The organism is Rhodococcus sp. NPDC078407 (genome assembly GCF_044542515.1).
Classification (GTDB): Bacteria; Actinomycetota; Actinomycetes; order Mycobacteriales; family Mycobacteriaceae; genus Rhodococcoides.
In genome coordinates this window covers 57366-68211 of record NZ_JBITUQ010000028.1, presented here as the reverse complement: position 1 = coordinate 68211, position 10846 = coordinate 57366, and the positions used below count along the sequence as shown (strand labels likewise).

The 10846-nt window shown below is 64.1% G+C and carries 8 protein-coding genes; 4 read left to right on the top strand and 4 right to left on the bottom strand.

Annotated elements, in window-relative coordinates; genetic code table 11:
- Nucleotides 1-87: 87 nt before the first annotated feature.
- Complete coding sequence (locus ACIGGF_RS22190; RefSeq protein ID WP_397523323.1) at nt 88-300, top strand: HNH endonuclease signature motif containing protein; 213 nt, start codon at nt 88-90, stop codon at nt 298-300.
- 99 nt (nt 301-399) lie between these two features.
- Here the strand turns inward: ACIGGF_RS22190 and ACIGGF_RS22185 are convergent, their stop codons facing one another.
- The gene (locus ACIGGF_RS22185) at nt 400-828 is read right to left on the bottom strand and encodes an SRPBCC family protein (protein ID WP_397523317.1); all 429 of its coding nucleotides are present in this window, start codon (nt 826-828) and stop codon (nt 400-402) included.
- Nucleotides 829-887: 59 nt separating this feature from the next.
- On the opposite strand from ACIGGF_RS22185, the gene ACIGGF_RS22180 reads away from it, so the two are divergent.
- The 3 genes from ACIGGF_RS22180 to ACIGGF_RS22170 all read left to right on the top strand — a co-directional run bounded on the left by ACIGGF_RS22180 (nt 888) and on the right by ACIGGF_RS22170 (nt 5699).
- A complete protein-coding gene (locus ACIGGF_RS22180; protein ID WP_397523316.1) occupies nt 888-3176 on the top strand; it encodes an ATP-dependent DNA ligase in 2289 nt (762 codons plus the stop codon).
- Nucleotides 3177-3409: 233 nt separating this feature from the next.
- A complete protein-coding gene (locus tag ACIGGF_RS22175) occupies nt 3410-4624 on the top strand; it encodes a lipase family protein (RefSeq protein ID WP_397523315.1) in 1215 nt (404 codons plus the stop codon).
- An 85-nt stretch (nt 4625-4709) separates the two neighbouring features.
- Nucleotides 4710-5699, top strand: coding sequence for an ABC transporter substrate-binding protein (locus ACIGGF_RS22170; RefSeq protein WP_397523314.1), 990 nt, complete (start codon nt 4710-4712; stop codon nt 5697-5699).
- Here ACIGGF_RS22170 and ACIGGF_RS22165 read toward each other — a convergent pair.
- The 3 genes from ACIGGF_RS22165 to ACIGGF_RS22155 form a co-directional block, all read right to left on the bottom strand.
- Entirely contained in the window at nt 5621-7579 is a 1959-nt protein-coding gene (locus tag ACIGGF_RS22165) for an ABC transporter ATP-binding protein (RefSeq protein ID WP_397523313.1), read from the bottom strand. The genes ACIGGF_RS22170 and ACIGGF_RS22165 overlap by 79 nt on opposite strands.
- A 129-nt stretch (nt 7580-7708) precedes the next feature.
- Complete coding sequence (lon, locus tag ACIGGF_RS22160; protein WP_397523322.1) at nt 7709-9964, bottom strand: endopeptidase La; 2256 nt, start codon at nt 9962-9964, stop codon at nt 7709-7711.
- Between the two features lie 167 nt (nt 9965-10131).
- Nucleotides 10132-10833, bottom strand: coding sequence for a type 1 glutamine amidotransferase domain-containing protein (locus tag ACIGGF_RS22155; protein ID WP_397523312.1), 702 nt, complete (start codon nt 10831-10833; stop codon nt 10132-10134).
- Nucleotides 10834-10846: the final 13 nt, after the last annotated feature.

Genomic DNA, 10846 nt, shown 5'->3' with positions numbered 1-10846 from the left:
GTCCACCAATAAATTCTACGAAACACGCAACTTAAAATGCGCATCTACACCGCGTGTCGCTTTATCGTTTCGGCTAACTTAATGGCATTGCACCACATCCGGCACTGGACCGACGGCGGCCCCACTGACATGAACAACCTGGTTCTGCTCTGCGGATTCCACCACCGGCTGATCCATCATTCGGATTGGGACGTGTTCATCGGCACCGACCAACACCCCTGGTTCGTACCACCGGCCACCGTCGACCCCTACCGACAACCGAGACAATCCCACGCCCGAGCCGGCCCCCACATCGCGTAAGCCCCGCAATCGAACCGCACAAAAACAATCCAGCCCCGCACCGAGAACACGGTGCGGGGCTGGAAGAGGTTGCCGTGCAGCTACTTCAGCAAGAACTGGTCAGTTCAACGCAGCCAGATTTGCAACAGACTGCTTGATATCGGTGTCGAGTGCCCGCGCCACCACCGATCCCACCGGACCGAAGAGCACACCTCCGCCGAATTTCGCGTCGAGCGTCAGCTCCGATTCACCCTCGGCCTCGCGCACGTGCACGGTGAGCGAGATCCGCACACCGCCTTTACCTCGGCCGGACATCTCGATCAGCTTGGGCTCGTCGTACTCGGTGAACTCCCATTTGATGGTGTTCTTGAAACCCTTCACCTTCACCAACGACTCGATCTTGGTTCCCTTGCCGACCTTCTTCGGCGGCGGAGTGCACCACCCGCCGTGGATGGTCATCCATTCGTCGAATCGATCGAGCGCGGAAGCCTTGTCCCACGCGCCCTGCGGATTCTCGGGCATCTGTACCGAGACACTGATCGTTGCCATGGGATCGAGCCTGTCACAACTCCCTCGCAGGTTCAGACGGCGACTACTAACCTGAGACGATGGCCACGCTCGACATCGAGGGACGGAAGGTCTCCGTCACCAACCTCGACAAAGTGCTGTTTCCCGAGACCGGCACCACCAAGGGCAACATCATCGAGTACTACGTCGCCGTGGCGCACGCTATGCTTCCGCATCTCGCCGGCCGCGCCGTCACCCGCAAACGTTGGCCGAACGGCGTAGACCAGTCGTCGTTCTTCGAGAAGAATCTCGCCGCATCAGCACCCGACTGGCTCGACCGCCGGTCGATGCAACACTCGGATCGGGTGGTCACCTACCCACTGTTCTCCACCGCAGCCGATCTGGCGTGGCTCGGCCAGCAGGCAGCCATCGAAGCGCATGTTCCGCAATGGCGATTCGACGGCACCGAGCCCGGACCTGCCACCCGCATGGTGTTCGATCTCGATCCCGGTGATGACGTCGACCTCGCTCGATGTGCCGAAGTGGCCTGCGAGATCAGAGATCTCATCGGAGACATCGGTATGACGGCATACCCGGTCACGAGTGGCAGCAAGGGAATTCACCTGTACGTCCCGCTCGAGAAGCCACTGTCGACGTCGGGGGCGTCCACTGTCGCCAAACGTGTTGCCACACTGCTCGAAGAGCGCTCGCCGGACCGCGTCACCGCCACGATGGCGAAGGCGAAACGCACCGGGAGAGTATTCGTCGACTGGAGTCAGAACAACGGAAAGAAGACGACGGTCGCACCGTACTCGCTGCGTGGGCGGTCGCTCCCCACCGTCGCGGCACCGCGCACCTGGGAAGAGCTGGAAGCTCCTGGTCTGCAACAGCTTCGGTTCGAGGAAGTCCTCGAGCGCATGCCCGACGTCGGTGACCTACTCGCCGATCTGGATCCCGCCGTCGGAGCAGGCGAGAAGGGAACCGAAAGCGCTGTCGCCACAGACAAACTCGACAAGTACCGCAGCATGCGGAGCGCCGACCGCACTCCCGAGCCGGTGCCGGCGACCGCCGAGCCGCAGGGCAACAACGGCACCTTCGTCATCCAAGAGCATCATGCCCGACGCCTGCACTACGACTTTCGGCTCGAACACGACGGAGTCCTGGTCTCGTGGGCCGTCCCCAAGAACATTCCGGTAGACCCCAAGCAGAACCGGCTGGCGGTACACACCGAGGATCACCCGCTCGAGTACGCAACGTTCTCCGGTCGAATCCCCAAGGGCGAGTACGGCGGCGGCGACGTCTCGATCTGGGACAGCGGAACCTACGAGCTCGAGAAGTGGCGCGACGACGAAGTCATCGTCGTACTCCACGGATCCAAGGCACACGGCAGGTTCGCTCTGATCCGCACCAAGGGCAACCAGTGGCTCATGCATCTGATGAAAGACAGCAGCGAGCCGACCGAGAATCCCCCACCGAAGAACATCTCGCCGATGCTCGCGACCGCAAGCGACATTCTCGGTCTCGAGGAAGACGAGTGGTCGTTCGAGGGCAAATGGGACGGGTTTCGTATCGTCGCGGAACTCACGCACGGGTCCATGACCCTGCGCACCCGCAGCGGCAAGGATTACACCGAGAAGTTCGGAGCCCTTCGATCCCTGGCCGACGACCTGTCCGAGCACGACGCCGTCATCGACGGAGAGGTCGTCGTGTTCGACGAGAACGGCGTCAGCAGCTTCGAGATGCTGCAGAACGCCACCGGTGACGACATCCGGTTCATCGCCTTCGATCTGCTCTACCTCGACGGCACCTCACTACTGCGCAAGAAGTACTCCGATCGACGACGACTGCTCGAACTGCTCACCACCGGACTCGACTCGGTGCTCGTACCTCCGAGACTGAGCGGCACCGCGGAAGACGCCGTCGCCGAAAGCAGAGAACGTGGGTGGGAAGGTGTCGTCGCCAAGCGGACGGACTCCGTGTACCAACCCGGCAAGCGAGCCCACACGTGGATCAAGCACAAGAACTGGCGGACGCAGGAAGTCGTGATCGGTGGGTGGCGTCGGGGCCAGGGACGTCGAGCCGGCGGGTTCGGATCCCTCCTGATGGGAATCCCCGACGGCGATCGCCTGCGCTACGTGGGCCGCGTCGGAACCGGGTTCGACGACCGCGCCCTCGACACTCTCGCCGCTCTTCTCACCCCACTCGAGACGTCGGACAGCCCCTTCTCCTCGGTGCTGCCGACCGCCGATCGGAACGGCGCGGTGTGGGTCGAACCGACTCTCGTCGGTGAGGTGCGATTCTACGAATCGACCGAATCGGGTCATCTGCGACATCCGAGCTGGCGCGGCCTGCGCCCGGACAAAGCACCGAACGACGTCGTTCTCGAGTAGCGCTACGTGCGCAAGACGAAGTTTTTCGCATCTTTCCAAGAAACCGGCACAGAGTCCGTTCTTCTGTTGCCATAGAATCTTCGAGTGCGTACCGTTCGTCCTATCGTTTCCGGGGGGAGCGTAACGAGTGTCGCAATAGCAGCTATATCGATTTACCGGCCCTGCTCCGCGGGAGCTAGTCGGATCATCGGAGCGCACGCCGTTTCGATTCAGGCACGGAGGGGATTATCTACATGCGGGTTCTCAAATTGGCAGGCGCTGCCACGATAACGGCTGCGGCCGTGTTGTGTTCATCGCTCGTCGGTGCAGGTCAGGCAGCGGCAGAGCCGCTCATGCCGGCCCCGATCGCAGATGGATTCGGTGCACCGCCTGCGGATCTCGAGGCACTGCAACCCGGCGACGTGATCTCCAGCCGGCCGATGCCCCCACCTCCCGGATTCCTCGATGTCGACGTGTGGCAGCTCAAGTTCCGCTCGACCGACTCGTCCGGTGACCCCATTGCGGCGATCAACACCGTGATGGTCCCGAGGAACAAAGCCCCCAACGGCCCGCTGCTTTCCTACCAACACATCATCAACGCGCTCGGTCTCGAATGTGCACCCTCACAAGCGCTGTGGACCAACGACCCCAATCTTGCGATTCGCGAGGCTCCGGCCCTCAACGCAGTACTGCAGCGCGGTTGGACCGTCGCCATCGCCGATCACCTCGGACCCCGGAGCGCTTACGGTGCCGCCAAGCTCGGCGGACAGATCGTGCTGGACAGCATTCGCGCCACACAGCGTTTCGATCCCATCCAGGTTCGCGACAGCCGAGTTGCCCTGGCGGGCTACTCCGGCGGCGGTATGGCAACAGCATGGGCCGCCGCGTTGCAGAACGACTACGCCCCCGAACTCAACATCGTCGGTAGCGCCGCGGGTGGCGCTCCGATGAACCTCGAGCGCATGGCTCGCGATCTCGGCTTCGCGCCGCACCCGATGTTCGGACTGGCCTTTGCTGCCGCACTCGGTATCGAACGCGAGTACCCCAACCGCATCCCGATCAGTTCTCAGCTGAACCCGCTGGGCAAGGACATCGAGCGCAAGATGCAGAACGGGTGCACCAACGACATCATCACCGCGGGCGCAGGCAAGAGCGCCATGGAGGTCGCCGGCACGCTCGACCTGATCAACAGTCCGGAAGCGATCGCCGCCGTCAACGAGAACAGCGTCGAGATGTACCCGGGCGTACCGAAGGCACCGTTCTTCGAGTGGCACAGCCCCTCCGACGCATTGATCCCGGTCAGCGCCATCGACAACACCCTGGCCCGATACTGCGGTGCGGGCGTACTGGTCACCGAGGTCAGGGTGCCGAGCAACGATCACCTGACCGCCGCCGTACTCGGTCTGCCGCAGGCACTCGAATGGATCGACCAGCGATTCGCAGGAGTACCCGCACCGACCACCTGCTGATCTCGCCGCCCGAACCGGCCACATGGCCGGAGCCCCATGTGGGTCGGTTAGGCTAACCTCGCATAATTCTGCGCGAGGAGATCACATGAAGAAGTCCGCACAGCTCGTCGCCGCCAGTGCCTCGATCTTGGCACTGGCGGTCGGCTGTTCGTCAGACAACACCACCGCCACATCCGGCGATTCCGGAAGCGAATCGGGCTTCCCCGTCACCATCGAGCACAAGTTCGGCGAGACGGTCGTCGACGCCGAGCCCACCCGCGTGGTGACGATCGGGTTCAACGAGCAGGATTTCGCGCTCGCACTCGGGGTCAAGCCTGTGGCGACGCGGGGCAACCTGAGCTACGACTACCGGCAGCGCCCGTGGGCCCAGGAGGCCCTGGGCGGCACCGAGATTCCCGAAGTCGGCAGTACCGACCTCAACCTCGAACAGATCGCCGCTCAGACGCCCGATCTGATCCTCGGGCCGTATTCCTTCATCGACCAGGGCCAATACGATCAGCTTTCGGGGATGGCACCCACGATCGCCGATATCGGCGGCTACGACGACGTTCCCGCCGCAACCTGGCAGCAGGAGTTCGCCGTGGTCGGCGAAGCACTCGGCAAGAGCCAAGAGGCGCAGGAACAAACGGCCACGCTCGAGCAGAAATTCGCCACCACCGAGTCCGAGAATCCGCAGTTCACCGGCAAGTCACTGTCGCTCGCGTTCGTCATGGACGACGGCAGCTACCTGCTGCTCGGCAAGGACGACATCCGGGCCCTGTTCTTCACCGATCTCGGGTTCGAGATCCCCGACGCATCCGAGACCATCAGCCCGGAGAACCTCGAGCGACTCGACACCGACGTACTCGTCATCGCCGGCCAGAGCCGTGAGCAGCTCCAAGCGAACCCACTGATCGCCGCACTCGACGTCGTGAGCCAGGATCGAACCGTCTACATCGGCTCGTTCAGCACTGATCTGCCCTCGGCTCTCGGCTACTCGAGCCCGCTGTCGCTGGACTACGCGATCGACGGATTCACCCCGATGCTCGCCGCGGCAACCGACGACGACCCGTCCACCGTGGTGCCCGCACCCTGAGGGATCCGGTCCAGCTTGTCCGACTGAGCGAACTGAGTCCGATGCAGCTCCTCGTAGCGGCCACCCGCTGCGAGGAGTTCGTCGTGCGTGCCTCGCTCGGCAATGCGCCCGTCCTCGATCACCAAGATCACGTCGGCCGCCCTGATGGTCGAGAGCCGGTGCGCGATGACCACCGACGTCTTCCCTTCCAACGCCTCGGCCAACGCAGCCTGCACAGCGGCCTCGGACGTCGAATCCAGTGACGCCGTGGCCTCGTCGAGAATGACGACTCGTGGCTGCGCGATCAGCAACCGCGCGATCGTCAAGCGCTGACGCTCACCACCGGAGAGCCGATATCCACGCTCGCCGACAATCGTGTCCAAGCCGTCGGGCAAGGAACGCACGAGATCCGCGAGCCGCGCCCTCGTCAGCGCATCCCACACTTCGTCGTCGGTGGCTCCGGGCCGCGGCAGCACCAGGTTGGACCGGATGCTCTCGTGGAACAAGTGACCGTCCTGGGTCACCATTCCCACTGTGCCCCGGACGGATTCGGCCGTCGCATCTCGCACGTCGACGCCGCCGAGGCGGACCGCACCGCTGTCGACGTCGTACAGGCGGGCGATCATCTGCGCGATCGTGGACTTGCCGGCACCGGATGACCCGACCAAGGCCACCATCTGACCGGGCTCGGCGCGGAACGACACTCCGTGCAGAACCTGTTCCCCACCGCGCGAATCCAATGTGGCGACCTCTTCCAGCGAGGCGAGCGAAACCTTGTCGGCAGAGGGGTACGCAAACCGAACATCGTCGAGTTCCACGGCTACCGGGCCGTCGGGCAGCGGCTTCGCGTCGGGCTTGTCAGAGATGAGTGGAACGAGATCGAGCACCTCGAAGACCCGCTCGAAGCTCACCAGAGCACTCATGACCTCCACTCGCGCGCTCGCCAGAGCGGTCAGCGGCGCATAGAGACGCGCGAGCAGAAGTGACAGCGCCACAACCGAACCCGGGTCGAGCGTCCCCCGGAGGGCATAGAAGCCACCGAGTCCGTACACCACGGCCAGCGCCAGCGCCGAGACCAGCGTCAGTGCCGTCACGAACACCGTCTGCACCATGGCACTGCGGACGCCGATGTCGCGCACGCGCCGAGCGCGTACCGCGAACTCGACCGATTCCTGCTCGGGGTGGCCGAACAGCTTCACCAGCGTCGCTCCCGGAGCCGAGAATCGCTCGGTCATCTGCGTACTCATCGCCGAATTGTGCGCTGCCGCTTCACGCTGCAACCGCGCGAGGCGGCTGCCCATTCTGCGCGCAGGCAGCACGAACACCGGCAACAGGATCAGCGCGAGAAGGGTGATTTGCCACGAGATCCCGATCATGACCACCAGCGTCAACGCCAGCGTCACCAGATTGCTGACGACACCGGACAGCGTGGTGCTGAACGCACGTTGCGCGCCGATCACGTCGTTGTTCAGTCGGCTCACCAGCGCACCGGTACGAGTTCGTGTGAAGAACGCGATCGGCATGCGTTGCACGTGGTCGAACACCGCAGTACGGAGATCCAGGATGAGGCTTTCGCCGATGTTCGCGGAGAGCCACCGATTGATCAGACCGACCACGGCGTCCACCAGTGCGATCGCCGCGATCGCCAGTGCCAACATGACCACCACGCGCAGCTCGCGGCCGTCCACGATGGCATTGACCACCCGTCCCGCCAACACCGGAGTGGCGACGGCAAGGACGGCCAGAGCCACGCTGAGCACCAGGAACCCGGCCAGCGCGCGGCGATGCGGTGCCGCGAACGTCAGAATCCTCCGGGCCGTCTCCTTCGAGAAGGACGACTGGGTATCGGGCCTGTTCATGGTCCGATACATCTGGTTCCAGGCGGTCATCTCCATGCTCATGTCATCACCCTCACGTCGTCACCCTCATGCAGCCACCCTCACGTCGTCACCCTCGGGTCCTGAACGTAGAACCTCGACATAACTCGAGGTCAAGCCCGGGTCCCCTTACCTCGACGGGAATGCCCCATCTCACGCCGCAGCGGCTGCTGCCACCGGCTCCAGCGCGAGCGCCAGAATGTCGGCAACATCGGTCATCGGACGGACGTCCAACGCCTCCAGCACCTCTGCGGGCACGTCGTCCAAATCCGGCTCGTTGCGCGCCGGAATGAACACCGTCTTCAGCCCCGCTCGTTGCGCTGCGAGCAGTTTCTGCTTCACTCCACCGATCGGCAGCACCCGACCGTTCAGCGTGACCTCCCCGGTCATGCCGACATCGGACCGCACCGGCCGTCCGGTGGCCATCGACACCAGCGCGGTCACCATGGTCACGCCGGCCGACGGCCCGTCCTTCGGCACCGCGCCCGCTGGAACGTGGACGTGAATGCTGCGATCGAGCGATTCGGGTGTGACGCCGAACTGCGCTGCGTGCGAACGCACATAGGACAGCGCGATCTGTGCGGACTCCTTCATCACCTCGCCCAGCTGACCGGTGAGCTTCAGCCCGGCATCGCCGTCCGTCGAGGCGGCTTCGATGAACAACACATCACCGCCGAGACCGGTCACTGCGAGACCCGTTGCCACACCAGGTACTTCGGTTCGCTCGTGCGCCTCGGGCGTGAATCGCGGTCGACCGATGTAGGTCACCAGATCGGGCTCGTCGATCTGCAGAACGTCGGTGGTACCCACGAGCTTCGTCGCAACCTTGCGCAGAGCCTTGGCCAGTAGGCGCTCGAGTTGCCGCACCCCGGGCTCGCGGGTGTAGTCGGCTGCGATCTTCCTCAGGGCGGCGTCGGTCACCGTCACCTCCTCGGAGGTGACCGCAGCTCTGTCCATCTGACGGGGAAGGAGGTAGTTCCGGGCGATGACGACCTTGTCGTCCTCGGTGTATCCGTCGATGGTCACCAGTTCCATGCGGTCGAGCAACGGGCCGGGAATCTGGTCGATCACGTTGGCCGTGGCGAGGAACACCACGTCCGACAGGTCGAGATCCAGATCGAGGTAGTGGTCACGGAACGTGTGATTCTGTGCCGGGTCCAGCACCTCGAGCAGTGCAGCACTGGGATCGCCGCGGTAGTCCGAACCGACCTTGTCGATCTCGTCCAGCAGCACAACGGGATTCATCGATCCGGCCTCACCGATGGCACGAACGATTCGGCCCGGCAGTGCGCCGACGTAGGTTCGCCGGTGCCCACGAATCTCCGCCTCGTCTCGAACACCGCCGAGGGCCACCCGGACGAAGGTGCGACCGAGCGCGCGCGCCACCGATTCACCCAGCGAGGTCTTACCCACCCCGGGAGGTCCGGCGAGCACCATGACGGCACCCGAACCACGACCGCCGACGGACTGCATACCCCGTTCGGAGCGCCGTGCACGGACGGCCAGATACTCGACGATCCGGTCCTTCACATCATCGAGGCCGTGGTGATCTGCATCGAGAACGACTCGCGCAGAAGCGATGTCGGTGTTGTCGGTCGTGGTGTTGTTCCACGGCAGATCCAGCACGGTGTCGAGCCAGGTGCGAATCCAACCCGATTCGGGGCTCTGGTCGCTGGCTCGCTCCAACTTGCCGACCTCACGCAGCGCCTGCTCGCGCACCTTCTCGGGCAGATCCGCAGCCTCGACGCGGCCGCGATAGTCATCGGCACCGTCGGGCTCGTCTTCACCGAGTTCCTTGCGGATGGCGGCCAACTGCTGGCGCAGCAAGAACTCCTTCTGAGTCTTCTCCATCCCCTCGCGGACGTCGCCGGAGATCTTGTCGTTCACCTCGACCTCGGCCAGATGCGCCTTCGTCCACTCGATGAGCAAGGTCAATCGAGCTGCTACATCGGGGGTTTCGAGCAAGTCACGCTTCTGTACGTCGGTGAGGTACGACGCATAGCCCGCGGTGTCGGCGATTGCGCCGGGGTCGGTGAGCTTGTTCACCGAATCGATCACCTGCCAGGCATCACGACGCTGCAGCATCGCCACGACGAGCTGCTTGTACTCGGCGGCAAGGGTTTTGAGATCGTCGGTCGGAGCTGCATCGGCGACGGGCTCGGCCTCGACCCAGAGAGCAGCACCGGGACCGCTGACGCCGTGGCCGATGTGCGCGCGGCGAGAGGCCTTGATGACGGCGGCCGGTCGACCGTCGGCCAGTCGTCCCATCTGGACGATCGTGGCGAGAACGCCGTACGCGGCGTAGCGGTCCTCGAGACGGGGTGCGACGAGCAATGCTCCGTCGTTGCTCGCCTCTGCCGCGTCGACGGCGGCGCGGGCGGCCTCGTCGAGTTCGACGGGCACCACCATTCCGGGGAGCACTATCGGGTCGGTCAGGAACAGCACGGGAACACGAACGGTTTCGGTCACTTCTCCTCCAAAGATTGAGCTATCCGGACTCAACTTCGGAAGCAGTAGTGATGTTCCCCCTCATGGTCGGTGTTCTCCCTGGGCAGAACACCGACCGAGGACGGTATTTACTTCAGCGCACCGACCAGCTTCTCGGCCAGCGCACGCGTCGAAGCCGGGTTCTGTCCGGTGTACAGGTTCCGGTCGACCACCACATGCGGCGACCATGCGTCCGCGTTCTCGAACTTCGCACCGTTCTCGCGCAGCCGGGTCTCGAGCAGCCAGGGGGCCTTGTCCGCCAACCCGGCCTGGGTTTCTTCTTCGTCGGTGAATCCGGTGAGCTCGTACCCGTCGAACGCCCAGGTTCCGTCGCTGCGAACGGCGGGAAGCAGCGCGGCCGGTGCGTGGCACACCGCAGAGACCACCTTGTTCGCGTCGAGGAAGTCGACAACCAATGCGCCGAAGCTGGTCGAGACGGCAAGATCTTCCATCGGGCCGTGGCCACCGGGAACGAACACGGCGTCGAAGTCCGAGGCCTTCTGGTCCTCGAGCACAGCAGGCGAGGAGAGAATCGACTCGATCGACGCGAGGTAGCTCTTCTGATCCGCCACCTTTTCTTCGTCGCCGCCATTGGCGTCGACCGCCAGGCTGCCCTCGTCGACGACCGGGGCCTTGCCGCCGGGCGTGGCCACCGTGATGTCCCACCCCGCGTCGACGAAGGTGCGATGGGATTCGACGAGCTCCTCGGCCCAGTAGCCGGTGGGGTGCTTGCTTCCGTCGTTCAAGGTCCAGTGGTCAGCAGCGGTTACCGCGAAAAGCAATGTAGTCATGGTCGGTGAATGC

Excerpts from the sequence above, each read along its gene's own strand:
- ACIGGF_RS22180 (WP_397523316.1), top strand. The coding sequence starts at position 888 with ATGGCCACGCTCGACATCGAGGGACGGAAGGTCTCCGTCACCAACCTC.
- ACIGGF_RS22170 (WP_397523314.1), top strand. The coding sequence starts at position 4,710 with ATGAAGAAGTCCGCACAGCTCGTCGCCGCCAGTGCCTCGATCTTGGCA.
- ACIGGF_RS22155 (WP_397523312.1), bottom strand. The coding sequence starts at position 10,833 with ATGACTACATTGCTTTTCGCGGTAACCGCTGCTGACCACTGGACCTTG.
- ACIGGF_RS22175 (WP_397523315.1), top strand. The coding sequence starts at position 3,410 with ATGCGGGTTCTCAAATTGGCAGGCGCTGCCACGATAACGGCTGCGGCC.
- ACIGGF_RS22165 (WP_397523313.1), bottom strand. The coding sequence starts at position 7,579 with ATGAGCATGGAGATGACCGCCTGGAACCAGATGTATCGGACCATGAAC.
- ACIGGF_RS22185 (WP_397523317.1), bottom strand. The coding sequence starts at position 828 with ATGGCAACGATCAGTGTCTCGGTACAGATGCCCGAGAATCCGCAGGGC.
- lon (WP_397523322.1), bottom strand. The coding sequence starts at position 9,964 with ATGGTGGTGCCCGTCGAACTCGACGAGGCCGCCCGCGCCGCCGTCGAC.